This is a genomic window from Amycolatopsis sp. 3B14, from assembly GCF_050958625.1.
GTDB lineage: Bacteria > Actinomycetota > Actinomycetes > Mycobacteriales > Pseudonocardiaceae > Amycolatopsis_E > Amycolatopsis_E thermoflava.
On the sequence record NZ_JBHZEN010000052.1, the window covers coordinates 1 to 23537 of the forward strand.

At 71.7% G+C, this 23537-nt stretch carries 23 protein-coding genes; 4 read left to right on the plus strand and 19 right to left on the minus strand.

Annotated elements, in window-relative coordinates; genetic code table 11:
* On the plus strand, window positions 1-3101 hold a 3101-nt coding region (gene dnaE, locus ACCP09_RS27390), incomplete at its 5' end, for a DNA polymerase III subunit alpha (protein WP_433751457.1).
* Window positions 3102-3498: 397 nt separating this feature from the next.
* On the opposite strand, the gene ACCP09_RS27395 is transcribed toward dnaE, so the two are convergent.
* The 14 genes from ACCP09_RS27395 to ACCP09_RS27460 all read right to left on the minus strand — a co-directional run bounded on the left by ACCP09_RS27395 (window position 3499) and on the right by ACCP09_RS27460 (window position 17221).
* Complete coding sequence (locus ACCP09_RS27395) at window positions 3499-4341, minus strand: HpcH/HpaI aldolase/citrate lyase family protein (RefSeq protein WP_378335701.1); 843 nt, start codon at window positions 4339-4341, stop codon at window positions 3499-3501.
* Window positions 4338-4490, minus strand: coding sequence for a hypothetical protein (locus ACCP09_RS27400; protein WP_433751460.1), 153 nt, complete (start codon window positions 4488-4490; stop codon window positions 4338-4340). Before ACCP09_RS27400 ends, ACCP09_RS27395 begins: the two co-directional genes overlap by 4 nt.
* A gap of 228 nt (window positions 4491-4718) precedes the next feature.
* Window positions 4719-4979 (minus strand): hypothetical protein, encoded by a 261-nt coding sequence (locus ACCP09_RS27405; protein ID WP_433751461.1) that lies wholly within the window; start codon window positions 4977-4979, stop codon window positions 4719-4721.
* Window positions 4976-6184: a CaiB/BaiF CoA transferase family protein gene (locus ACCP09_RS27410; RefSeq protein ID WP_433751463.1), complete on the minus strand. Its 1209-nt coding sequence runs from the start codon at window positions 6182-6184 to the stop codon at window positions 4976-4978. The genes ACCP09_RS27405 and ACCP09_RS27410 overlap by 4 nt, the downstream gene beginning before the upstream one ends.
* Window positions 6181-8103, minus strand: coding sequence for an SUMF1/EgtB/PvdO family nonheme iron enzyme (locus ACCP09_RS27415; protein ID WP_433751465.1), 1923 nt, complete (start codon window positions 8101-8103; stop codon window positions 6181-6183). Before ACCP09_RS27415 ends, ACCP09_RS27410 begins: the two co-directional genes overlap by 4 nt.
* The gene (locus ACCP09_RS27420) at window positions 8100-8993 is read right to left on the minus strand and encodes a ribokinase (RefSeq protein WP_433751467.1); all 894 of its coding nucleotides are present in this window, start codon (window positions 8991-8993) and stop codon (window positions 8100-8102) included. The genes ACCP09_RS27415 and ACCP09_RS27420 overlap by 4 nt, the downstream gene beginning before the upstream one ends.
* Complete coding sequence (locus ACCP09_RS27425; protein WP_433751469.1) at window positions 8990-10318, minus strand: ADP-ribosylglycohydrolase family protein; 1329 nt, start codon at window positions 10316-10318, stop codon at window positions 8990-8992. The genes ACCP09_RS27420 and ACCP09_RS27425 overlap by 4 nt, the downstream gene beginning before the upstream one ends.
* 139 nt (window positions 10319-10457) lie before the next feature.
* Complete coding sequence (locus ACCP09_RS27430) at window positions 10458-10646, minus strand: hypothetical protein (RefSeq protein ID WP_433751483.1); 189 nt, start codon at window positions 10644-10646, stop codon at window positions 10458-10460.
* Window positions 10647-10648: 2 nt separating this feature from the next.
* The gene (locus ACCP09_RS27435; protein ID WP_378365530.1) at window positions 10649-11809 is read right to left on the minus strand and encodes an ADP-ribosylglycohydrolase family protein; all 1161 of its coding nucleotides are present in this window, start codon (window positions 11807-11809) and stop codon (window positions 10649-10651) included.
* A gap of 34 nt (window positions 11810-11843) precedes the next feature.
* On the minus strand, window positions 11844-13118 hold the full coding sequence (locus tag ACCP09_RS27440) for an ABC transporter substrate-binding protein (protein ID WP_027931222.1): 1275 nt from the start codon (window positions 13116-13118) through the stop codon (window positions 11844-11846).
* A gap of 26 nt (window positions 13119-13144) precedes the next feature.
* The gene (locus tag ACCP09_RS27445) at window positions 13145-13972 is read right to left on the minus strand and encodes a carbohydrate ABC transporter permease (protein WP_123683056.1); all 828 of its coding nucleotides are present in this window, start codon (window positions 13970-13972) and stop codon (window positions 13145-13147) included.
* A gap of 4 nt (window positions 13973-13976) precedes the next feature.
* Complete coding sequence (locus tag ACCP09_RS27450; RefSeq protein WP_027931224.1) at window positions 13977-14933, minus strand: carbohydrate ABC transporter permease; 957 nt, start codon at window positions 14931-14933, stop codon at window positions 13977-13979.
* The gene (locus ACCP09_RS27455; RefSeq protein ID WP_123683057.1) at window positions 14930-15955 is read right to left on the minus strand and encodes a LacI family DNA-binding transcriptional regulator; all 1026 of its coding nucleotides are present in this window, start codon (window positions 15953-15955) and stop codon (window positions 14930-14932) included. Before ACCP09_RS27455 ends, ACCP09_RS27450 begins: the two co-directional genes overlap by 4 nt.
* Window positions 15956-16405: 450 nt before the next feature.
* Window positions 16406-17221, minus strand: a complete 816-nt coding sequence (locus tag ACCP09_RS27460; RefSeq protein ID WP_433751473.1) for an NAD(P)H-binding protein — start codon at window positions 17219-17221, stop codon at window positions 16406-16408.
* Window positions 17222-17263: 42 nt separating this feature from the next.
* Between ACCP09_RS27460 and ACCP09_RS27465 the strand changes: the two genes are divergently transcribed.
* Window positions 17264-18271: an LLM class flavin-dependent oxidoreductase gene (locus ACCP09_RS27465; RefSeq protein WP_433751475.1), complete on the plus strand. Its 1008-nt coding sequence runs from the start codon at window positions 17264-17266 to the stop codon at window positions 18269-18271.
* A gap of 53 nt (window positions 18272-18324) precedes the next feature.
* Entirely contained in the window at window positions 18325-19143 is an 819-nt protein-coding gene (locus ACCP09_RS27470) for an endonuclease/exonuclease/phosphatase family protein (protein ID WP_433751477.1), read from the plus strand.
* A 273-nt stretch (window positions 19144-19416) separates the two neighbouring features.
* On the opposite strand, the gene ACCP09_RS27475 is transcribed toward ACCP09_RS27470, so the two are convergent.
* Window positions 19417-20157, minus strand: coding sequence for a GAF and ANTAR domain-containing protein (locus ACCP09_RS27475; protein ID WP_027931228.1), 741 nt, complete (start codon window positions 20155-20157; stop codon window positions 19417-19419).
* 181 nt (window positions 20158-20338) lie between these two features.
* Here ACCP09_RS27475 and ACCP09_RS27480 point away from each other — a divergent pair, with 181 nt between their 5' ends.
* Window positions 20339-20683, plus strand: a complete 345-nt coding sequence (locus tag ACCP09_RS27480; RefSeq protein ID WP_123683062.1) for an STAS domain-containing protein — start codon at window positions 20339-20341, stop codon at window positions 20681-20683.
* A gap of 4 nt (window positions 20684-20687) precedes the next feature.
* Here the strand turns inward: ACCP09_RS27480 and ACCP09_RS27485 are convergent, their stop codons facing one another.
* The 4 genes from ACCP09_RS27485 to ACCP09_RS27500 form a co-directional block, all read right to left on the minus strand.
* Window positions 20688-21443 carry an ANTAR domain-containing protein gene (locus tag ACCP09_RS27485; protein ID WP_378335713.1) on the minus strand — a complete coding sequence of 252 codons (756 nt, stop codon included), beginning with the start codon at window positions 21441-21443 and terminating at the stop codon, window positions 20688-20690.
* 220 nt (window positions 21444-21663) lie between these two features.
* Complete coding sequence (locus ACCP09_RS27490) at window positions 21664-22656, minus strand: LLM class flavin-dependent oxidoreductase (RefSeq protein ID WP_027931231.1); 993 nt, start codon at window positions 22654-22656, stop codon at window positions 21664-21666.
* A gap of 21 nt (window positions 22657-22677) precedes the next feature.
* Window positions 22678-22968: an ArsR/SmtB family transcription factor gene (locus ACCP09_RS27495; protein WP_020422191.1), complete on the minus strand. Its 291-nt coding sequence runs from the start codon at window positions 22966-22968 to the stop codon at window positions 22678-22680.
* A gap of 109 nt (window positions 22969-23077) precedes the next feature.
* On the minus strand, window positions 23078-23537 hold a 460-nt coding region (locus ACCP09_RS27500; protein ID WP_433751481.1), incomplete at its 5' end, for an LLM class flavin-dependent oxidoreductase.

A 23537-nucleotide genomic window follows, 5' to 3' on the forward strand; every position in this document is an offset into this window, starting at 1 on the left:
CCGGCATCATCGCCACCACCGGCTGCCCCTCGGGCGAGGTGCAGACCCGGTTGCGGCTGGGCCAGAAGCAGGAGGCCATCCAGGCCGCCTCCGATTACAAGGACATCTTCGGGGCGGACAACTTCTTCCTGGAGCTGATGGACCACGGCCTGCCCATCGAGCGGTCGGTGCGCGAGGGCCTGCTGGAGATCGGCAAGCTGCTCGACCTCAAACCGCTGGCCACCAACGACTCGCACTACGTCACCAAGGACCAGGCCGACTCGCACTCGGCGCTGCTGTGCGTGCAGTCGGGCAAGACCCTCAACGACCCGAACTGGTTCAAGTTCGACGGCGACGGCTACTACCTGAAATCGGCCGCGGAGATGCGCGAGTACTGGGACACCGAGGTCCCCGGCGCCGCCGACTCCACCCTGCTCATCGCCGAACGCGTCCAGTCCTACGAAGACGTCTACACCCACAAGGACCGCATGCCGGTCTTCGAAGTGCCCGAGGGGCACGACGAAGCGTCGTGGCTGCGCGCCGAGGTGCGGGCCGGTCTCGAACGGCGCCTGCCCGACGGTGTTCCGCAGAAGTACTCCGACCGGGCGGACTACGAACTCGACGTCATCATCCAGAAGGGTTTCCCCGGCTACTTCCTCATCACCGCGGACCTGATGGCGCACGCCCGCCGCAGCGGCATCCGGGTCGGCCCCGGCCGCGGCTCCGCTGCCGGTTCGCTGGTCGCCTACGCGCTGGGCATCACGAACCTGGACCCGCTCGAACACGGCCTGCTGTTCGAACGGTTCCTCAACCCGGAACGGGTGTCCATGCCGGACATCGACATGGACTTCGACGACCGCCGCCGCGGCGAGATGATCCGCTACGCCACCGAGAAGTACGGCGCCGACCGGATCGCGCAAGTCATCACCTTCGGCACCATCAAGACCAAGGCCGCGATCAAGGACGCCGCCCGGGTCCACTTCGGACAGGCCGGGTACGCGATCGCGGACCGCATCTCGAAGGCCCTGCCGCCCCCGGTGGCCGCGAAGGACATTCCGCTGTCGGGCATCGTGGACCCGCAGCACGAGCGCTACGGCGAAGCCGCCGAGGTCCGCACGCTGATCGAGACCGACGACGAGGTCAAGACGATCTTCGAGACCGCGCGGGGCCTGGAGGGCCTGATCCGCAACGCCGGTGTGCACGCCTGCGCGGTCATCATGTCCAGCGAGCCGCTGATGGACGCCATCCCGCTCTGGCAGCGCGACGACGGGTCGATCATCACCGGGTGGGACTACCCCTCCTGCGAAGCCATCGGCCTGTTGAAGATGGACTTCCTCGGCCTGCGCAACCTCACCGTCATCGGTGACGCCATCGACAACATCAAGGCCAACCGCGGCATCGACATCGACCTCGACACCCTGCGCACCGACGACGCCGCCACGTTCGAACTCCTGGCGCGCGGCGACAGCCTCGGCGTGTTCCAGCTGGACGGCGGCGCGATGCGCGATCTGCTGCGCCGGATGCGCCCGACCGGGTTCGAGGACATCGTCGCGGTCAACGCCCTCTACCGGCCCGGCCCGATGGCGATGAACACGCACAACAACTACGCCGACCGCAAGAACGGCAGGCAGCAGGTCAAGCCGATCCACCCCGAGCTGGCCGAGCCGTTGCGCGACATCCTCGCCGAGACCCACGGCCTGGTCGTGTACCAGGAGCAGATCATGCAGATCGCACAGAAGGTCGCCGGCTACTCGATGGGGCGGGCCGACGTGCTGCGCCGCGCGATGGGCAAGAAGAAGAAAGACGTGCTGGAGAAGGAGTTCGAGGGCTTCCACGCGGGCATGCGTGCCAACGGTTTCTCCAGCGAAGCCGTGCAGGCGCTGTGGGACACGATCCTGCCCTTCGCCGGGTACGCGTTCAACAAGTCGCACGCCGCCGGGTACGCGCTCGTCGGCTACTGGACGGCGTACCTGAAGGCGAACTACACCGCGGAGTACATGGCCGCGCTGCTCACCTCGGTGGGCGACAACAAGGACAAGTCCGCGGTCTACCTGTCCGAGTGCCGCCGCCTCGGCATCAAGGTGCTGCCCCCGGACGTCAACGAATCCGGCCAGCGCTTCGCCGCGGTCGGCGACGACATCCGCTTCGGCATGGGCGCCGTCCGCAACGTCGGCGCCAACGTGGTGGAGTCGATCATCAAGACCCGCCAGGAGAAGGGCAAGTACTCCTCCTTCACCGACTTCCTCGACAAGTCCGAGCTGGTGGCCTGCAACAAGCGGGTCATCGAATCGCTGATCAAAGCCGGCGCGTTCGACAGCCTCGGCAACACGCGCCTGTCGATGATCCAGGTGCACGAGGACGCGGTCGACGCGGTGGTGCCGCTCAAGCGCCAGGAGGCGATGGGCCAGTTCGACCTGTTCGGGGCGTTCGGCGGGGACGGCGACGCGGCCGAGCCCGCGCCCTCGTCGTCGCCGCTGGCGCACCTCAAGTTCGGCGACGAGGAGTGGCCGCGCAAACAGCTGCTGGCCTACGAGCGGGAAATGCTGGGCCTGTACGTGTCCGCGCACCCGCTGGACGGCGCCGAACGGATCCTGCGCAAGCACGCGCCGCGCCCGATCGCCGCGATCCTGGACAACCCGCCCAAGGAAGGCGAGCTGGTCATCTCCGGCCTGATCACCTCGATGGAACGCCGGGTCAACAAGAAGGGCGAACCTTGGGCCATCTGCACGGTGGAGGACATGGACGCCTCGCTCGAGGTGCTGTTCTTCCCCAAGTCCTACGCCCTGTTCCAGGCCGACCTCATCGAGGACAACGCCGTCCTGGTCAAAGGCCGCGTCAACTGGCGCGAAGACAAGATGTCCGTCTTCGGCGGCGGCCTGGTACCGCTGGACCTGTCGGAGCCGGGCGAGGCGCCGCTCGTCCTGCGCGCCCGGCCGGAGAAGCTCACGCTGCCGGTCGTCCTGGAACTCAAGCAGACGCTGCTCGCCCACCGCGGCGACACACCGGTGCACGTCAAGCTGATGGGCCGCCGCGAGCAGACGTTCGCCCTCTACGACTACCCGGTCGAGGTGACCCCGATGCTCCTCGGCGAGCTGAAAACGATTCCAGGCATCACGCTGTGACGCCCCGCCGCTCCCCCGGCCAGCGGCGAGGGACCGCCCCCACCTGCCCTGGCATCCTGAAATCGATTCCGGGCGTCACGCTGTGACGTCCGGCCAGCCGCGAGGAAGCGTGGCTGACCTACCCCAGCATCCTGAGAACGATTCCAGACATATGCCGTGACGCCCGACTGCTCCCCAGCGAGGGCGAGGAATCGCGCACACCTGCCACAGCACCCTGGAAATCGATTCCGGGCATGACATCCGGCTGCTCCCCGGCAAGTCGCAAGGAAGCGTGCCTACCTACCCCCGCATCCTGAAACGATTCCAAGCATCACGCCCGTGACGTCCGGGCCGCTCCCCCGGCGAGCGCGAAGAACCGCGCGCACCTGCCCCCACATCCTGGAATCGCTTCCAGGCATCAGGCTGTGACGTCCGGTCGCTCGCCGGCGAGCGCGAGGACCGTGCGGGCCTGCTCCAGCATCGCCACGTCGAGGAAGGTGCCGTCGGTCAGGGCGATCGCGCCGACCCCGGCCGCGGTGGCGTCGTCCAGCCGGGACAGCACCTCGCGGGCCCGCGAGACTTCCTGTTCGCTGGGCAGGAACGCCGCCCGGATGGTGTCCAGCTGCGCCGGGTGGATCGCGGTGCGGCCGCGGAACCCGAGCGCCCGCCCGGCCCGGCAGGACGCGGCGAGCCCGTCGAGGTCGCGGACGTTGGTGTAGGCCGACATCACCGGCGGCACCAGGCGGGCAGCGCGCGCGGCGACGACCACCCGGCTGCGGGCCCAGGCCAGCCCGGCCTCGTCGGTCACCCCGAGGTCGGAGCGCAGGTCCGCCTCGCCGAGGCCGATCGAGGCGACCTGCGGGGACGCGGTCGCGATCTCCAGCGCCCGCTCGACGCCGAGCGCGGACTCGATGAGCGGGTGCAGATCCCGGCCGGGCAACGCCTCGGCCAGCGCATGGATCTCCGCCGGCGACTCGACCTTCGGGATCCGCGCGCCCACCTCGGCCGGCAAACCGGCCAGCGCCGCCAGGTCAGCCATGTGCCACGGCGTGCTGGCGTGGTTGATCCGCACCTGCACCCGGCGGGCGAGCGGCTCCGACAACAGCCGCACCGCGTTCGCGCGCGCCTCGTCCTTGCGAGCCGGCGCGACGGCGTCCTCCAGGTCGACGAGCACGACGTCGGCGGCCGAATCGAGCGCCTTCGCCACGCGGTCGGGCCGGTCGGCGGGCACGTACAGCAGCGTCAACGCGGGCGCACTCATACCGCGCCCCCCTCACGCATCCGCGCCACCACCGACGACGGGAAACCCAGCTCCACGAGCACGACATCGGCGGCCGAATCCAGCCCCTTCGCCACCTGGTCCGGCCGGGCCGCCGGCACGTACAACAGCGTCAACGCAGGCGCACTCATACCGCCCCCTCCCCGCGCATCCGCGCCACCACCGACGGCAGGAAACCCAGCTCCTCCAACACCCGGACCGGCCAGTCAGCCGGCACGTACAACAGCGTCAACACGGGCACGCTCACACCGCGCCCCCCTCACGCAACCGCGCCACCACCGACGGCAGGAAACCCAGCTCCTCCAACACCCGGACCGGCCAGTCAGCCGGCACGTACAACAGCGTCAACACGGGCACGCTCACACCGCGCCCCCCTCACGCAACCGCGCCACCACCGACAGCGGGAAACCCAGCTCCACGAGCACGACCTCGGCGGCCGAATCCAGCCCCTTCGCCACCCGGACCGGCCAGTCAGCCGGCACGTACAACAGCGACAACGCAGGCGCACTCATACCGCGCCCCCCCCCGCGCATCCGCGCCACCACCGACGACGGGAAACCCAGCTCCTCCAGCACCCGGTCAGCCGGCACATACAACAGCGTCCACACGGGCACACTCACACCGCACCCTCCTCACGCATCCGCGCGACCTCCGACGGCGCGAAACCCAGCTCCCCCAGCACTTCGTCGGTGTCCGCGCCGTGCGCGCGGCCCGTGTGGGCGATGACCCCGTCGTGGCCGGACAGCCGGAAGATGGGCCCCTGCATGAGCGTCGGCCCCAGCTCCGGGTCCTCGATCTCGTGGATCGTGCCCAGCGCGCGGAACTGCGGGTCCTCCACGATGTCCGCGGCGTCGTAGATCGGCGCCACCGCTGCCTGCGCGGCCTCGAACTCGGCGACCACCTCGTCGCGGGTGTGCCGCGCGATCCACGCGCCCACGGCCTCGTCGAGTTCGTCGGCGTGCTTCGCGCGCTCGGCGCCGCTGGCGAACCACGGCTCGTCGATCAGTTCCGGCCTGCCGACCAGCCGCATCACGCGCTCGGCGATCGACTGCGCCGACGTGGACACCGCGACCCACTGCCCGTCGCCGGTGCGGTAGGTGTTGCGCGGCGCGTTGTTCACCGACCGGTTCCCGGTGCGCGGCTGCACCGAGCGCAACTGGTCCCACCGCGTGATCTGCGGCCCGAGCATCGCCAGGATCGGTTCGACGATCGCCGTGTCCACGACCTGTCCGCGCCCGGTCCGCTCACGCGCCGACAGCGCCACCATGATTGCGTAGGCGGTGGCGAGCGAGGCGATGCCGTCGGCGAGCCCGAACGGCGGCAGCGTCGGCGGCCCGTCCGGTTCCCCGGTGGCGGCCGCGAACCCGCTCATCGCCTCGGCGAGCGTGCCGAACCCGGGCCGCCGCCGGTACGGGCCGATCTGCCCGAACCCGGTGACGCGGGCGAGAACCAGCCGCGGGTTGCGCGCGGACAGCTCGTCGTAGCCCAGGTCCCAGCGCTCCAGCGTGCCCGGCCGGAAGTTCTCGATGATCACGTCCGATCGTTCGGCCAGCTTCAGGAACACCTCGCGGCCACCCGGTTTGCCCAGGTCGGCGGTGATCGTGCGCTTGTTGCGGCCGAGCGTCTTCCACCACAGGTTCACGCCGTCCTTGGCCACGCCGTGGTTACGGGCCGGATCCGGCCTGCCCGGATGCTCGACCTTGATCACCTCGGCGCCCATGTCGCCCAGGTGCATCGCGGCCATCGGGCCGGCGAAGAGCGTGGCGGCGTCGACGACGCGCAGCCCGGCCAGCGCCCCGGCGTCGGGGTCGCGGGAGACGGTCACGCGGTCACCTCCGGCAGGTCCCAGGCGCAGCGGAACCCGACGGTCGCGCCGCGCGCCAGCCCGAGCCCGGGCAGGAGCAGCTTCACGCTGTAGTTCGGGTCGCGGCGGCCGCCTTCGACGTACCAGTCGGAACCTTCGGCCCGGTAGTCGGAGCCGCCCTTGAGCATCACGAACCGGGTGCGCCCGTCGGAGTGCTCGCTCTCGGTCCAGTTCCACACCGCGGGCTCGCCGCGGCGCAGCAGACCGGTCTCGCCCGCCAGCTGCCATTCGTCCTCGGTGGGCAGACGCCCGCCGCGCCACGCGCAGTACGCGCGGGCGTCGTCGAGATCCACGTACGTCACCGGCGCGTCGGCGTCGGTGTTCCAGGCTAGGAACCGGTGCGGTTGCGCGGGCCGGTAGCCGGTCCGCTCCAGGAACTCGGTGAACTGCGCGTTGGTCACCTCGGTCGCGGCGACGGCCACCGGGTTGGCGAGCACGCCGTCGCGCTGGAGGGTCCGCGCGTCGTGCAGCCGCGGCGGCAGGGGCTTCCACTCGTCGACGTACGGCGCGCCCTGGTACATCCCGGTCTCCCGGGCCCGGTAGCGCACGGTCAGCACGTACGGTCCGGCGGGCACGACCACCGCGTCCGCGTCGGGCGTGCCGGTGGTGCGGGCCGGCTGCCTGCGCACGGCGAGGCGGTGCGGGAAGCGGGCGTCCGGATCGTGCGGCAGCTCCGGAAGTTCCTTCACCCACGCGGGTTCGGTCTCGGCACGCAGGAACGCGGCGATCCCCCACGCCGGCACACCCGGACCCAGCAACGGGATTCCGGGAGCGACCGGGCCGGTGTAGTCCTGGTCGCTCCGGTTCACGACAGTCCACAGTGTCTGGTCGCCGAGGTCCCAGCGAGAGCCGTAGACCCCGGCCTCCTCCGCGCCGGGCGCCAGTTCGGCCAGCGGGGTCCACTCGCCGTGCAGGAGCAGGTCCTCGGCCGCACGCTGGACGGTCACCATGCGCCGCACGGTCGCCGCGTCCCGGGGCGACCAGCCGACCCACACGCCGAAGACGACCTCCCACACCATCACGCCGACGCCGTTGAGCCACGCCGACTGGAGTTCCTCGGTGTGGTCGCGGTGCCAGCGGCGGACGTGGTGCTGCATGTGCCGCCGCTCGTACCAGTGCGCGCGCAGCACGCCGGGCACGGCCGAGTCGGCGAAGAACTGCGCCCACGACGACGCGTGGTCCTCGATCCGCTCGACCGGCAGCTTCGACTCGCCCTCCAGCACGATCCCCGGCTTCGCCCGCTCCAGGGCCTCGACGAACTCGGGTTCGGCCTTCTTGAGGGTGTCCAGGAAGACGCCGTCCGCGCCGAGGTCGGCGACCAGCGACGCCAGCTCCTCGAGGTCGTCCCCGGCGCGGCGGGTGCCGACGTCCCACGGGTTGTAGTCGACGAACACGTGCAGACCGGCGTCGTGGAACTGCCGCACGAGATCCGCCAGCCCCGGCACATCGCGGTAGAAGTCCCACTGGTTGCGGTCGTCCAGGCCGATCACCGGGTAGGCGTGCCACAGCACGACCGCGTCCAGGCCGGCGAACCGCTCCCGGGCGTCGGCGAGGAACCGCTCCGGCGTGAAGCGGCCCCGCTCGAAGTCGTAGAGCAGCTCGTCCCACAGCCACACCTGCACGACCGTGCGGCACCGCGCCGCCCACGCCGCGCCGGGCCGCTCGTAGGCCGCGCCGGTGTAGCCGTGCCGCCTACGGGCGTCCGCGCGCCACTCGCGCAGCCGCTCGCGCCACGCCGGGCGGTCGGCCGGGTCCGCCGGGCCGGCGAAGATCTTCGCCTCGTCCAGCGCGACCAGCTGGTCCTCGGTGAGCGGGCCGAGCGGGACCTCGGTGGGCCGGTCGATCGGGCGCGGCACGAGCGGATCGAACGTGTAGGTCATTTCGCGCTCTCCTCGACCTCCGCGGCGGTGGGCACGGCGTCCTGCGCGCCGGGCCGGGTGACCGCGAGGGCGGCCGCGGCACCGGCGAGCCGGGCGGCGCCGGCCAGGTCGAGCCCACGGGCGAGCCCGGCCGCGAGCACGCCGCAGAAGGTGTCCCCGGCGCCGGTCGTGTCGACCGCGTCCACCTTGACGCCCGGAACGCGCACGGGCTCGCGGTCCCGTTGCGCCACCAGGGATCCCTCGGCGCCGAGGGTGATCACCACGGCGGGCACCCGCTCCAGCAGCGCCGCGGCCAGCTCCTCCGGGGCGGCCTGGGTGTGCGCGAGGTCGGCGGCCTCGTACTCGTTGACGATCAGCAGGTCCAGCGCGGCCCAGACGTCGCCGGGCAGGTCCTGCGACGGCGCCGCGTTGAGCACCATCTGGGCGCCCGGCCGTCGCGCGGCGGCGGCCGCGCGGACCATGTCGAGCGGGATCTCCAGCTGCGCCAGCACGACGTCGGCGTGCGCGATCCGCTCGACCTGGGCGGCGGTCAGTTCGAGGCGCGCGTTGGCGCCGGGCGCGACCACGATCGCGTTTTCGCCGTCCGGGGAGACGGTGATGAGCGCGGTGCCGGTCGGAGCGTCCACACGGGACACCAGATCGGTGCGGACGCCGGCTCCGCCGAGGGAAGCCAGCAGCAGCTCGGCGGACTCGTCGCGGCCCAGCGCGCCGACGAACGTGGTCTCCGCTCCCCCGGCCCGCGCGGCGGCGACGGCCGAGTTCGCGCCCTTGCCACCGGGCGTGCGGCGCAGGTCGCCGCCGAGGATCGTCTCCCCGCCACCCGGATGGCGCGGCACGTCGACGACGAGGTCGACGTTGGCCGAGCCGACGACCACGACCTGCCCGGTCATGCGGCACCTCGTTCCACGGTCAGGGCGGCCGTGCGGGCCGCGAGGTCGGTGATGCGCTGCTCCCCGCCCGGCAGCGAGGTCGCGATGCGGTCGTCCAGCGGTTTCGCCCACTGGTCCGGCACCCCGTGCAGGGCGCCGACGACGCCGCCGACAGTAGCGGCCGCCGAGTCGGTGTCCCAGCCCGCGGTGACCGCGATGGAAATGCTCGGACCGAACTCGCCGCTGCCCCTGGCCAGCGCGAAGGCGATGACGGCCGCGTTGTTGAGGACGTGGACCCAGTGCAGGTGCCCGTACTCGGCGTGCAGGCGGTCCAGTCCCGCGTCGACGCCGAGACCGGCCAGCGACCGTCCGAACCGGACCGCCTGCGCGAGCCTGCTGTCCGGCGGGATCACGGTTTCCGCCGCGTCCAGCACCTCGTCGACGGTGCCGCACACCATCGCCGCCGAGGCGAGCGCGGCGGCCCACATCGCGCCGTAGATGCCGTTGCGGGTGTGGCTCAGGCGGGCGTCGGTCCACGCCAGCCGTGCCGCGGCGCGCACGTCGCCCGGCGAGACCCAGCCGAACACGTCGGTCCGGATGAGCGCGCCGATCCACTCGCGGAACGGGTTGTGGTGCGTGGCGGTCTCCGGCACCGGACGGGCGTCCAGGATGTTGCGGTAGGCGGCGCGCTCGGCGGTGAACACGCGGCCGGCGGGCAGGTTGTCCAGCCATAGCTGGGCGACGTCGTCGGTGGTGAACCCGCGGCCGCGCTGCTCCAGGAGCGTGAGCGCGAGCATCGGGTAGTTGAGGTCGTCGTCCTCCGGCATCCCGTCGATGTTCTCCGCCAGCGAGGTCGGGGCGGAGCGGCGGTTCCACGGCCACCGCGCGGCGACCTCGTCCGGCAGCCCGACGGCGGTGAACCAGCGGTCGAGCGGCCAGCGGCCGGTGGCGCGCAGGATCTCCTCGATGCCCTCGCGGGGGATCTTCTCGACCGGCTTGCCGAGCAGGCACCCGGCGGCGCGGCCGGTCCACGCGTCCAGCACGCGCCCGCTGCCGCCGGGCAGCTCCGGCGCGGGCGGCAGCAGCTCGGCGATCGCGTCCCAGTCGTCCGGTTCGTGCGGCGCCGGCGTGGCGGGCAGCGCGGCCAGCTCGTCGAGCAGGTCGCGGGCCAGCGCCCGCAGCTCCGGAGTGGCCGGCCGCGGCCCAGCGCCGCTCACCGCGGGCACCGGGTCGCCACCGGCCGCGACCCAGCGGTCCCGGACCGCGGTGACGTCCCGGCCCTCGGCCGCGGACTGCACCAGCTCGTGCGCCAGCAGGTCCTCGGGCTGCGCCCAGGTCAGCCTCACGACCGCTCCCCCATCCGCCGCGGCGCCCCCGCCTGCCGCGGGCCCGCCTGCGGACTCACCGGCCCAGCGATGACCACCGGCTCCCGCCACCGCAACCACACGGTCGAGCCACCCTCGTCACACAACCCCCAGCAGAACCTCACGACCGCTCCCCCGTCCGCCGCCGCGACGTCCCCGCCTGCCGCGGGCCTGCCTGCGGACTCACCAGCCCAGCCGGTCGCGGACTCACCGGCCCGGCCGGCCGCGCGATGACCACCGGCTCCCGCCACTCCAGCCGCACGGTCATGCCACCCTCCTCGCACAGCCCCCAGCTGATGTCGTCCCGCATCGTCACGCCTGGTCCAGCTCGTCCAGCGTCCGCAGCCGGGCCAGTGCGCGTTCCCGGTCCGCCTTCAGGATGTCCGCGGCCGCCGCGGCCATCAGCCGCCCGGTCTCGCGGAGGTCCATCCTGCTCGCCTCGCCGATCGCGTCGATCCAGTCGGCCGGCACGGCCGCCGTGCCACCGAGACCGGCACACAACGCGCCCGCCATCACCGCGATCGAGTCGGCGTCCCGGCCGTAGTTCACCGCGCCCAGGACCGCGCCGCGATAGTCGCCGCGGTGGCCGAGCACGAACCCGAGCGCGGCGGGCAGCTCCTCGATGGACTTGGTGCGCGACGGGCGCCGCGCGTCCATCGACATCTGCCGGTACTGCGGCCCCACCGAGTCGTACGGCGCGACCGTGTCCCGGATCAGCCTGGCCAGCTCCCGCTCCTCGTCGTCGGTCGACGGCGCGGAAGTCCAGCCGTCGAACGCGTCCACCACGGCGCGGAGGGCGGCGGCGGTGCCGTCGTGCGCGACGTCCAGCGCCGCCGCGACCACATCGTCCAGCGTCGCGCCGGGGGCGACCGACGCCGCGACCATCGCCGCGAACACGCCGGCCGCCTCACGGCCGTAGCTGGACTGATGGGCGCCGGTCAGGTCGATCGCCTCGGCGTAGGCGCCGCGCGGGTCCCCGGCGTTGGCGATCCCGACCGGCGCCACGTACATCGCGGCACCGCAGTTGACGACGTTGCCGACCCCGGCCTCCCGCGGGTCGACGTGCCCGTAGTGGAGCCGGGCGACGATCCACTTCTCCGCCAGGAACACCCGCTGCAACAGCAGCGCGGTCGACTCCAGCTCGGGCACCCACCTCGGCTCGCCGATCATCAGCGGCACGAGGTCCTCGGCCATCGCGTACGCGTCGAGGTGCGCGCGGCGCTTCGCGTACACCTCGACGAGCGCGCGGGTCATCAGGGTGTCGTCGGTGACGTGCCCGTCCCCCTTGTGGTACGGCGCGATCGGGCGCGCCTCCCGCCAGTTCGGGAACCACGGCCCGACGATGCCGGTCACCCGGCCGCCGTGGCGCTCCTCGATCTGTTCCGGGGTCCACCCCTCGGTGGCACCACCCAGCGCGTCCCCCACGGCCGCCCCGGTGATCACCGCCACCGCTCGGTCTTCCAGCCAGGTCACCGGCTTCACGTTTCCCTTCCAGATGGTCCGGTCGCTACCGGTTGATGGAGTTCCAGCCGTCCGTCAGTTCCTTGGACAGACCGTTGGCGTCGATCTGCTTCGCCAGGAACTTCTGGTAGGCCGGGGTCGCGACGGTGTCCTTCCACTGCGCGTACTTGTCGACGAACAGGTACGGCGCGGAGGTGAGGTACTGGCCCGAGGACAGGATCTCCTTCCAGCCGTTCTGCGCGCCGAGCTTCGTGGTCAGCGCCTCGCGGGCCGAGGTGGTCGCCGGGATCAGCGCGTCGGCCTCGTTGAGCGCGGCCAGGTTCTCGGTGTTGGTGAAGAACTCGATGAACTGCGCGGCCTGCTCGACGTGCGCGGAGTCCTTGTTCACCGACAGCGTCTGCGGGTTGGCGGCCTGCGCGGGACCGGCGGGACCGGCCAGCGGCGGCAGCACGACCCAGTCGAAACCGGCGGGCGCGTCCTTGGCGATGTTCGCGGCCTGGAACGAACCCTGGATCGTCATCGCGGTCTGCCCGGCGTAGAACGGCGCCAGCGCCTTGGAACCGGACTGGGTCAGCGTGACCGGCAGGATCGAGTTGTCCTGGTGCGCCATCGCGTCCACCAGCTGCGGCAGGGCCATCTCACCCTGGCCGACGCTGATCTTCGCGTCGGTGCCGGTGCCGTCGAAGTACTTGCCGCCGAAGCCGGGCGCGAGCGCGACCATCGCGGCGGTCGGGCTGGACAGGCCCCAGCCGAGACCGTAGGCGCCGTCGCGGGTGGTCGCCCTGGCGATCTCCCGCAGCTGGTCCCAGGTCATCGTGTCACCGGTCGGGATGGTGACCCCGGCCTTCTGCAGCAGCGCCCGGTTGGCGAAGACCACATAGGACTGCAGCTCGGTCGGATAGGCGATCACCTGGTTGTCCACGGTGACCGAGTCCAGAACGCCCTTGGGGATGTCGGTCTTCTTCTGCTCCGACAGGTACGGCGTGAGGTCGGCGAGGTAGCCGTCCTTGGCGAACGGGACGACGCCGGCGGCCTCGTAGTGGATGATGTCCGGCGCGCTGCCCGCGTTGAACTGCGTGATCAGCTTGTCGTAGACGCCGTCCCAGCCTGCCTGCACCACCTCGACCTTGATGTCGGGGTGCGCCTTGTTCCAGTCGTCGACGATCTTGTTCGTCGCCGCGATCGCCGCGGGCTGGTCGGACAGGGACTGGAACTTGAGCGTCACCGGGCCGTCGGCGCTGTCACCGCCACTGGAGCACGCGGTGAACAGCAGGCTCGCGGCCGCCGCGAGCGCGGCCGCCACCAAACGTCGAGACTTCATTGACCGACCTTTCGTTTTCTGAGGGTTCATCCCTTCACCGCCCCGGCCATCAGCCCGCTGGTGAGCCTCCGGCGCAGGATGGTGAAGAAGACGATGCTGGGGATCGCGGCGAGCACGGCGCCCGCGGCGAGCGGGCCGAGGGACACCTTGCCCTCGCCGCCGATGAACATGTTCAGCGTGATGGGCAGCGTGTAGTTCTCCGGCGACTGGAGCAGCACCAGCGCGAAGAAGAACTCGTTCCAGGAGGAGACGAAGCTGAACATCGCGGTGGCGACGATGCCGGGCATCAGGAGCGGGAACACGATCCGGCGCAGCACGGTCCACCGGCCGGCGCCGTCCATCGCGCCGGCCTCTTCCAGGTCGACCGGGATCGCGCTGACGTAGCCCTGCAGCATCCACAGCGCGAACGGCAGCGTGTAGGTGGTGTGCACGAGCGTCAGCCCGGCCAGGCTGTCGGCCAGCCCGATGGTGCGCAGGATCAGGAACAGCGGCAGGATCACCAGGACCACCGGGAACACCTGGGACACCAGGATCCAGCCGACGCCCGCGGCGCGGATCTTGCCCTTGAGCCGGGCGAGCACGTAGGACGCGGGCAGCGCGATCACGATGACCAGCGCGGTGGACACCAGGGCCACGACCAGGCTGTTGCCCGCCGAGTGCACCAGGCCCTGGCGGTCGAGCGCGTCGGAGTAGTTGTCCCAGTGCCACTGCTGCGGCAGCAGGCTCACGGTGAGCGAGTTGAGCTCGCCGGAGGACTTCACCGACGCCGAGATCAGCCACAGCAGCGGGAAGCCGAGGAACAGGATGTAGGCCGCCAGTGCCAGGTACTGGGCGGGACGCAGGAGGACGCGCATGTCGTCACCGCCCCCGCTCGGCGCGGTCGTCGCGGAACTGCGACCGCAGGTAGACCGCCAGCAGCAGCACGACGATGATCACGAGCACGAGCCCCATCGCCGCCGCGTAGCCGATGTTGCGGTTCTTGAACGCTTCGAGGTAGATGAAGAGCACCGGCACCATCGTCTTTCCGCCCGGCCCGCCCTCGGTGAGGACGTAGACCAGCGAGAACGAGTTGAAGTTCCAGATGAAGTTCAGCGACGTGATCGAGGTGACGATCGGCCGCAGGCTGGGCCAGGTGACCGCGGTGAACCGCCGCCACGCGCCCGCACCGTCCACCGCGGCGGCCTCGTGCAGGTCCTGCGGGATCTGCTGCAGGCCGGCCAGCAGGGTGACGGTGGTCTGCGGCATGCCGACCCACACGCCGACGACGATCACCGCGGGCAGGGCGGTGGAGAAGTCGCCGAGCCAGTTGGTGTCGTCGGGCAGGCCGACGCTGCCGAGGAAGGCGTTGAGCGGGCCGCCGTTGGCCGAGTAGATCATCTGCCACATGATCGCCACGACGACCGGCGGCATCGCCCACGGGATGAGGGCGAGCACGCGGGTCAGGCCCTGGAGCTTGAGGCCCGAGTTGAGCAGCAGCGCCAGGCCCATCGACGCGGCGAGCTGCAGCACCGTGACACCGACCGTCCAAATCAGACCGATGCGGAGGCTGTCCCAGAAGAACGAGTTGCCAGCCAGCTTGGTGAAGTTGTCGATGCCGGTGAAGTCGTAGTCGGGGTTGCGGACCAGGCGGGCGTCGGTGAACGCCAGCGCCAGGCCCATCACCAGCGGGGCGACGCTGAGCACCAGGATCGGGATCAGCGACGGCATCACCAGCGCGATCGCCTCGCGGCGCCGCGAGCGGGCCATGGTGCCCTGGCGGCGCTTGCGGGGCGCCGGTGCGGGCGCGGGGGCGCGGGTGTCCGCGGCCAGGGTCATCGCCGGCCTCCCTCGGTGAGCCCGCCCGCGGCGGGGACGGTGGAACCGCGCACGATCAGCTCCGGGCCGACAGTGACCTGCTGCGCGCCGGAGTCGGCGTCGTCGGCGAGGCGGAGCATGAGCTGCGCGGCGGCGCGCCCGCGCTCGGTGCTGCCGAGGGAGACGCTGGTCAGGGTCGGGTGGAAGACGCGGCCGATCTCGGTGTCGTCCATGCCGGTGACCGCGATGTCGTCCGGCACGGACAGCCCGAGTTCGCGGATGGCGTGGATGGCGCCGATGGCGAGCAGGTCGTTGGCCGCGACGATGGCGTCGAGGCGTTCCGGGGCCGCGGCGAGCAGGCGGCGCGCGGCGGTGAGGCCGGCGGCGACGGTGAAGTCCTTGGCGATCTCGGTGGTGTGGCCCGTGCCCGCGGCGGCTTCGAAGCCGCGCTGGCGGGCCTGGCCGGGGGTGGTGTCGAGGGGGCCGTTGAGGAAGCCGATCCGGCGGCGGCCGAGTTCCTGCAGGTGGCGGACCGCCTGGCCGATGCCGCCCGCGGAGTCGGTGGAGACCGAGCTGATGCCGTGGGCGTCCAGGGCGCGGCCGATGACCACGACCGGGACGGCGGCCTGCTGGATCTCCTCGATCAGGCGGTCGTCGGTGCGCAGCGGGCTGATGACCATGCCGTCGACGAAGCCGCTGTTCAGGCTGCGCACCAGGTCGGCCGTCGAGGTCGAGGTGTCGCCGGTGGTCATGACCACGACGCGGTACCCGTGCGGGGCGAGGACCTCGTGGATGGCCCGCATCATCTCGACGTAGACCGGGTTGCCGATGTCGGCGACCGCGAACGCGATCTGGAAGGTCTTCTTCATCCGCAGCGAGCGGCCGATGGCGTCCGGGCTGTAGCCCAGCTCCTCCGCGGCGGCCCGGACGCGCTCGATCATGGCCGGGCTCGCGCCGGTGCCGTGCAGGGCGCGCGAGGTCGAGGCCAGTGACACCCCGGCTCGTTCGGCCACCTGCAGCAGCGTGGCCCGTGTAGACGTCATTGTCGCTCCGTCATCGTTCGTTGCCTTGGAAACGTTTCCAGCCCGTGACTCTCGGTGGTTGGAAACGATTCCAAGGGGCTGCGGGGAATAGTGACATCCGGTTCGGGGGGTGTCAACACCGGGGTGCTTGTGGACGCTTCGGCGCTGGTCGGCGGCTGGTTCGGCACACACGGTCGGCGGCCAAACCGCGCCCTAGCGGTGCGGAGAGAGTCTTTCACGCTCCGCTACGGACTTTCCACACTCCGCGACGCGTCCCGCACTGCCCTCGTGAGCAACACGCTCCGCGGCGCGATCGGTCTCCAGGCGCGAGCCGCACCCGCGCCGCCACGCAGGTCCCACGTCTCGCGCTGTCAGGCGCGTCGCGCCCGTTCCCTTGGAGGCGCACACACCTCGGAAAGCGGCGCGTGGGACCGTCCACTTCAGACCACGCGCGACAATCTCCGTGCCAGGTCAGCGAAAGGCGTCCGCGTTCTCGCGCGCCCACTGCTCGAACGTGCGCGGCGGCCGCCCGGTCACCTCGGCAACGTCGGGGTGCACCGTGGCCTCGTCCAGCCTGCCCTCGGCGTAGAACTGCGCGAACGCCTCCACGTACTCGGCCGGCATCGCCACTGCCATCTCGGCCCGGGTCTCCTCGTCGGACAGGCCCACCGCGCGCAGGTCCCGGCCCAGCACGCGCCCCAGCACCGCCACCTGCTCGGCCGGCAACAGCGCCTCGGGACCGGTCAGGTCATAAATCCGGCCCTCGTGCCCGCCCCGCAGCGCCCGCACCGCCACCGCCGCGATGTCGCCCGGGTCGACGCACGCCGCGGGCACCTCCGGGTACTGCACGCGCACCTCGTCCCCCGCCCGCAGCTGCGGCAGCCACCGCAGCGCGTTCGACATGAACGCCCGCGGCCGCAGGAACGTCCACGCCAGACCGGACTCCCGCACGGCCCGTTCGGACAAGGTCATGTACCGCGACACCGCGTTGTCCAGATCCGCCAGCGCGGCCGACCCGCCGGACAGCAGCACCACCCGCTCGACACCGGCCGATCGCGCCCGCGCGAGCAGACCCGGCATGTCCGCGTAACCCGACAACAAGAACACCCCGGTGACGCCCTCGAACGGGACGCTCGCCGGATCGTTGAGATCGCCGACGACCGGCTCCGCACCGGGCACCACCGCGTCCGGCTTGCGCACCAACGCCTGCACCGGCTCGCCACTCCGGGCGAGCTCGCGCACCACCGCCCCGCCCGCCGTGCCGGTCGCGCCAGTGACGAGAAACATCGTGCCCCCCAGATGCCAGTCGAGTCCTGGACAATACCCGGTGTGAAGAAGATCGGGTTCCTTTCGTTCGGCCACCACCAGCCGGGCACGCCGACACCGACGGCAGGCGACGCGCTGCGGCAGATGGTCGAGCTCGCCGTGGCCGCCGAGGAGCTGGGCGTCGACGGCGCGTTCCTGCGCGTCCACCACTTCGCGCCGCAGTTCTCCACCCCCTTCCCGTTGCTGGCGGCGATGGCCGCGCGCACCGAGCGCATCGAGCTCGGCACCGGCGTGATCGACATGCGCTACGAGAACCCGCTCTACATGGCCGAGCAGGCCGCGGCCACCGACCTGCTCAGCGGCGAGCGCCTGCAGCTCGGCATCAGCCGCGGCTCCCCCGAACCCGCGCTGCAGGGGGCGTCCGCGTTCGGCCACGTCCCGGCCGAGGGCGAGACCGACGCGGACATGGCGCGCAGGCACACGGAGATCTTCCGCACCGCGATCGGCGGCAGCGGCGTCGTCCGGGCCGATCCGCGGATGACCGGCCGCGGCGGGATGCTCGCGATCCAGCCGCAGTCCCCCACGCTGTACGAGCGGATCTGGTGGGGCAGCGGCACCCGCGCCACCGCGAAGTGGGCCGCCGAGCAGGGGATGAACCTGATGAGCTCGACGCTGCTCACCGAGGACACCGGGGTGCCGTTCGACGAGCTGCAGGCCGAGCAGATCGAGATCTTCCGCGCGGAGTGGGCGCGCCAGGGGCACATCCGCGAGCCGCGGGTGTCGGTGAGCCGCAGCGTCATCCCGATCACCACCGACCTCGACCGGCGGTTCTTCGGGCGGGAACGGGACAGCCAGGACCAGATCGGCTGGCTCGACGGCGGGGTGGCGCGGTTCGGCAAGACCTACGCGGGCGAGCCCGACGTGATCGCCAAGCAGCTCGCCGAGGACGCGGCCGTGCAGGCAGCGGACACGGTCCTGGTGACGGTCCCGAACCAGCTCGGCGTGGACTACAACGCGCACCTGCTGGAGTCGATCGTCCGCGACGTCGCACCCGACGCCGGCTGGCGCTGAAACGTTCGCCGCTCGTTCACCGGGCCCTCATGTGCACGGCCGAAGATCGCCGGGTGCGTAGAACACTGGCGATCGTGCTGATGCTGAGCGGAATCCTGCTGACCTCGGTGACGCCCGCGAACGCGGGCGAACCGCGGCAGCGGGTGCTGTCCGTGCTGAGTTTCAACATCCACCACGCGCAGGGCACCGACGACGTGCTCGACCTCGCGCGCGTGGCCGGGGTGATCCGGGACAGCGGCGCGGACGTGGTCGGGCTGCAGGAGGTGGACCGGCACTACTCGGCGCGCAGCGAGTGGGCGGACCAGGCCGCCGAGCTCGCCGGGATGCTCGGCTACCACGCGGTGTTCGGCGCGAACATCGACCGGGACCCGCCCGCCGCGGGCAGCCCGCGGATCCAGTACGGCACCGCGATCCTGTCCCGCTACCCGATCACCGCGTGGGAGAACACGCACCTGTTCCGGTCGCCCAACCAGGAGCAGCGCGGGCTGCTGCACGCGGTGCTGGACGTGCACGGCGTGGCGGTGCACGTGTACGACACGCACCTGGCGGCCAGCTCCCAGGTGGACCGGCTGGAGCAGACCCGGCAGATCACAGAACTGATCGGCGGCACCACACCGGCGGTGCTCGTGGGCGACCTGAACGCGCTCCCGGAGGCCCCGGAGATCGCCACGCTGAACACGGCCTTCACCGACACGTGGCCGGCGTCCGGGAAGGGCGCGGGCGCGACATACCCGGCGGAGGCGCCGGACCGGCGGATCGACTACATCTACGCGTCGCGTTCGGTGTCGCCGCTGGTCACACGGGTGCTGGACAGGGATCCCGCCGCGTCGGACCACCTGCCGCTGATGAGCCGCCTGCTGGTGCGGCACTGAGACACGCGCCTGCTTCAGCAGCGGATCGCCGATTTCAGCCGTGTCTCGGTCGTTGGGCGGCGCGGCCGGCACATTCCGGTCCCGAGGCGAACGATCAGCGCCCGCCGACCGGCGCACGGTTGCGCCTTGGCCGGGCAACCGCATCGAGACGGACGCCCCCGACATCTTTTACAGCGGGCAATTGCGCACTAACCGGCGAAGCCCGCCCGGTGGGCTTCCCAGCGCCTCCCGCAGTGCCGGCACCCCTCACCGCCGGGAGACCGGCCCGAACGGTCAGCGGGACTCCAGCGCCTCCGCCAGCCTGCCCTCGTGGTGGGCCGTCACCAGCGCTGCCGCCACGTCGCGCAGCTTCACGTTCCGCTGCTGCGACATCCGCTTCAGCGCGGCGAGCGCCTCGTCCGCCGTCTGGTGGTCGTGGTGCATCAGCAGGCCCTGCGCCTGCGCGATGACCGTCCGCGTGCGCAACGCGGTCTGCACGTGCCCCAGCAGGCGGATGTTGTCGTGGTAGAGCGCGCTGTTGTCGAACGCCACGCCCGCGTGGAGGGTGAACAACAGCGCCAGGTCGTGTGAATCGTCGCCGAAGCGGCCGCGCTCCGCGGACAGCACGGTGAACGCCGCGCCGGACTCGGCGCCGGGCAGCGGCAGCGTCAGCGCGCTGCCGAACCCGTGCCGGCGCAGGTGCGCGCTGTAGGCGGGCCACCGCTCGTCCGTCGCCGTGTCGTCCACCCGTCGCGGCTCGCGGTAGGTCAGCGCCTCGGTGACCGGGTCCGGTCCGGACCCGTCGGTCGGCGGCTCCGGCAACGGCTTCCCGGCTGCCGCGAGAAGTTCGGCCGTCCCCTCCGCCGTGCGGACCGTGATGGCCGCGCGGTCGCAGCCCGGCAGCAGCGCGCAGGCCCGCGCCACGTAGCGGGACAGGGTCGAGGTGACGTCGTCGTCGTCCACCAGCCTGCCGATCTCGGCGAGCTCCTGCGCGATGGTGAGCACCGCGGGAGCGGACAGGAGCGATTCGCTCATGACACCTCGTCTCTACCCCGAGCCTGCCGGCCCTCGTCAAGCAAGACTAGCCGCGTGATGGGGTAGGGTCGGTTGCGTCACGGTTATACAAGCAGCTGTGGCTCGCCAGTTCCCGTCGGCAGCGCGGTTGTCCGTGTCCTGCCCTGTTTCGCGAGCCCACGAGCTTGCCCCAGGAGACCCAGTGACGAACCTGAAAGTGGAGTGGACGTACCGGCCGGACGCGCTCGTCGTGACGGTGACGGGTGAAATCGACGCCGGAACCGTCGTCCGCCTGCGGGAGGGGCTGGGAGCGGCCCGCGCGGGCGCGCCGGTGCCCCCGCCGCCCACCCTGGTGCTCGACCTCCTGCGCGTCGAGTTCCTCGACTCAGGCGGCCTCGCACTGCTGGTCGAGGTTTCGCGGGAGTGCGAGGCCGCCGGTCAGGAGCTGGTCCTGGTCTGCACGAGCCGCCCGGTGCTGCGCCCGCTCGAGCTGACCGGGCTGGACCGGGTCTTCACTATCGCGCCCGCGGTGCCGCCGGCCGCCTGACGCGTCAGTTCGGCAGGCTGTCGTCCGGGTCCACCACGTGCCCGGAGTGTTCGGCGACGAACCGCGCCGAAATGGTGTGCAGCTTGACGTTCTCCCGCTGGGACTGCCCCACCAGGAGCTGGAACGCCTCGTCGGCGCTGATCCGTCTCGCCGCCATCAGGATGCCCTTGGCCTGCTCGATGACCCCGCGCGTGCGCATCGCCGCGCGCAACTGGCGCACCTGTTCCTGGGTGCGCAGCGCGCGTCTGGACAGGTGCAGCACCGTGTCCACGACCGTCGCGTACAGCTCCAGGTACTTCTGATCGACGTCGCGGAACCCGTGCTCGCCGAACCCGAACAGGTTGATCGCGCCCATCGCCTCGTCGCGCACCTGCAGCGGCGAAGCCAGGTAGCTGGCCACCCCGTGCCCGGCCGCGACGGCGGAGAACCCGGGCCACAACTCCCGCGCCGTGCCGACCTCGACCCGGACCACCTGCCCGCTGCGCGCCGCGCGCAGGCACGGGCCGTCGTCCTCGTCGTACTGCGCCGCGTCGATCCGCGTGGCGCGGTCGTCGGTCGAAGCCACCGATCGCGCGCCGGAATCGTCGAGCACCGTGATCGACGCCATGTCGGCCCCGGGCACCACGCGCACGACCTGCTCGCAGACCACCCGCAGCAGAACGTCGAAGTCGTCGGTGTTCCCGACCGTGCCGGCCAGTTCCTCGAGTGCACGGGTCACCTCGTCGAGGTGTGCGAGCTGGCCTGCCGCACCGTCGCTCATCCTGGTCGTGTCCCTTCCTGGCAACCATCCGGAACGGGGCGAGCGACCAGCGAAAGACAGCACCGGGCCCGCACCCGGTCGCTGTCTGCTCAACAACCCGGCCGATATTACCCGGCCGCCCGGCGGGCGGATCGCAGGTCAGGAGCGGGTGCGGCGCGGCGCCGAACGCGGGCTGCGCCACGTGCAACCGCGGCGCGCCAAACGAGCCCAGCCGGAGCCCCTACGCGACCGCCGCCATGGCGTCGGCCGTCAGCTCCACCGACCGGACCCGGTCCGCGACGTCGTGCGCGTGGTGCGCCAGGATCAGCTCGTCGGCCTGGGCTTCGGTCGCGAAGTCCGCCAGGTAGGCGCGTACCTCGTCGGGAGTGCCGACCGCGGTGTAGCGCGTCATCGACGCCAGGCCGCGGCCGCGGGGCGAGGCCAGGAACGCGTCGATTTCCGCGTCGGTGAAGTTCGCCCCCGAGCGGCCCTGCGACAGCATCGCCCGGGTGCGCGCCCGGTAGGCCACCGACCGCTGAGCCTCGGCCTCGTCATGGTCCTCCGCGGCGAACACGTTCGCCCCGGCGATCACGTACGGCTCGGCCAGCTGCTCCGACGGCTGGAAACGTTCGCGGTACAGCGAGACGGCCTGGTGCAGCGAGTCCGGCGCGAAGTGCGACGCGAACGCGTACGGCAGCCCGAGCTGCGCGGCCAGCTGCGCGCCGAACAGCGAAGAGCCCAGGATGTAGAGCGGCACGACGCCCTCGGCCCGGGGCACCGACCGCACGCCCTGCACGGCCTTGCCGCTCAGGTACGCCTGCAGCTCCAGCACGTCCTGCGGGAACGAATCCGCCGACATCGGGTCGCGCCGCAGCGCCACCATCGTCTGCTGGTCGCTGCCCGGGGCCCGGCCGAGCCCGAGATCGATGCGGCCGGGGAACAGGGTCTCCAGCGTGCCGAACTGCTCGGCGATCACCAGCGGCGAGTGATTGGGCAGCATGATCCCGCCCGCGCCGAGCCGGATGGTCGACGTGTGCTCGGCGACGTGCCCGATCACCACGCTCGTCGCGCTGGAGGCGATGGACGCCATGTTGTGGTGCTCGGCGTACCAGACCCGCCGGTAGCCGCTGCGCTCGGCGGCCTGCGCAAGCGCCACGCTGGCCGCGAAGCTCTCGCGCGCGGTCTGGCCGGGCGCGATCGGCGCGAGGTCCAGTACGGACAGGACTGGGGACATGACGGGCTCACCTTTTCCGGGTCACAGGTCGCGGTGCAGTCGCTCGGTGAAGGCGCGGATGCGGTCCTCGTCGCGCCGGTAGTAGGTCCACTGGCCCTGCCGCGTGGCCAGCAGGAACCCGGCGCGCTGCAGGATGGCCAGGTGCGCCGAGACCGTCGACGCGGACGTGCCCGCCTTCTGCTGGATCAGGCCGACGCACACCCCCAGCCCGGCCGTGTCCGCCGCCGCCGGGAAGCTCGCCGCCGGGTCCTTGAGCCACTCCAGGATGCGCAGCCGCGTCTCGTTCGCCAGGGCCTTGCACTCAGGGAGCACCCGCACCGTCCTTCGACATTTCGCTAATTCCCGAAATTACTCCCGCCGACGAGGGGCCCGCACCATGACGCCGCTCACGGACACGCGGTCCGTGAGCGGCGCGCGGGGGTCAGCCCAGTGCGCGCAGCCGCGGCAGGACGTCCTCGGCGAACTGCGTCAGGAAGCGTTCCTGGTCGTGGCCGGGGCCGTGGAACACGAGGTGGTTCAGGCCCGCGTCCAGGTACGGCTTGATCTGCGCGACGGCCTCGTCCGGGTCCGACGCCACGATCCAGCGCTTGGCGACCTGCTCGATCGGCAGCTCGTCGGCCAGCCGCTCCATCTCCTCGGCCGAGGACACGCTGTGCTTCTGCTCCGGGGTCAGCGACAGCGGCGCCCAGAACCGGGTGTTCTCCAGGGCCTTGGTGTGGTCGCGGTCGTAGGACATCTTGATCTCGATCATCTTGTCGATGCCCGCGACATCCCGCTCCGCCGCCGCCGCGCCCTCGGCGACCGCCGGCATCAGCTTGTCGTTGTAGAGCTCCATGCCCTTGCCCGAGGTGCAGATGAAGCCGTCCCCGGCCCGGCCCGCA

Coding starts and splice junctions, on each gene's coding strand:
- ACCP09_RS27395 (WP_378335701.1), bottom strand. CDS start 4,341: ATGAGTGCGCCCGCGTTGACGCTGCTGTACGTGCCCGCCGACCGGCCC.
- ACCP09_RS27400 (WP_433751460.1), bottom strand. CDS start 4,490: ATGAGTGCGCCTGCGTTGACGCTGTTGTACGTGCCGGCGGCCCGGCCG.
- ACCP09_RS27415 (WP_433751465.1), bottom strand. CDS start 8,103: ATGACCTACACGTTCGATCCGCTCGTGCCGCGCCCGATCGACCGGCCC.
- ACCP09_RS27420 (WP_433751467.1), bottom strand. CDS start 8,993: ATGACCGGGCAGGTCGTGGTCGTCGGCTCGGCCAACGTCGACCTCGTC.
- ACCP09_RS27430 (WP_433751483.1), bottom strand. CDS start 10,646: ATGCGGGACGACATCAGCTGGGGGCTGTGCGAGGAGGGTGGCATGACC.
- ACCP09_RS27440 (WP_027931222.1), bottom strand. CDS start 13,118: ATGAAGTCTCGACGTTTGGTGGCGGCCGCGCTCGCGGCGGCCGCGAGC.
- ACCP09_RS27445 (WP_123683056.1), bottom strand. CDS start 13,972: ATGCGCGTCCTCCTGCGTCCCGCCCAGTACCTGGCACTGGCGGCCTAC.
- ACCP09_RS27450 (WP_027931224.1), bottom strand. CDS start 14,933: ATGACCCTGGCCGCGGACACCCGCGCCCCCGCGCCCGCACCGGCGCCC.
- ACCP09_RS27455 (WP_123683057.1), bottom strand. CDS start 15,955: ATGACGTCTACACGGGCCACGCTGCTGCAGGTGGCCGAACGAGCCGGG.
- ACCP09_RS27460 (WP_433751473.1), bottom strand. CDS start 17,221: ATGTTTCTCGTCACTGGCGCGACCGGCACGGCGGGCGGGGCGGTGGTG.
- ACCP09_RS27475 (WP_027931228.1), bottom strand. CDS start 20,157: ATGAGCGAATCGCTCCTGTCCGCTCCCGCGGTGCTCACCATCGCGCAG.
- ACCP09_RS27485 (WP_378335713.1), bottom strand. CDS start 21,443: ATGAGCGACGGTGCGGCAGGCCAGCTCGCACACCTCGACGAGGTGACC.
- ACCP09_RS27490 (WP_027931231.1), bottom strand. CDS start 22,656: ATGTCCCCAGTCCTGTCCGTACTGGACCTCGCGCCGATCGCGCCCGGC.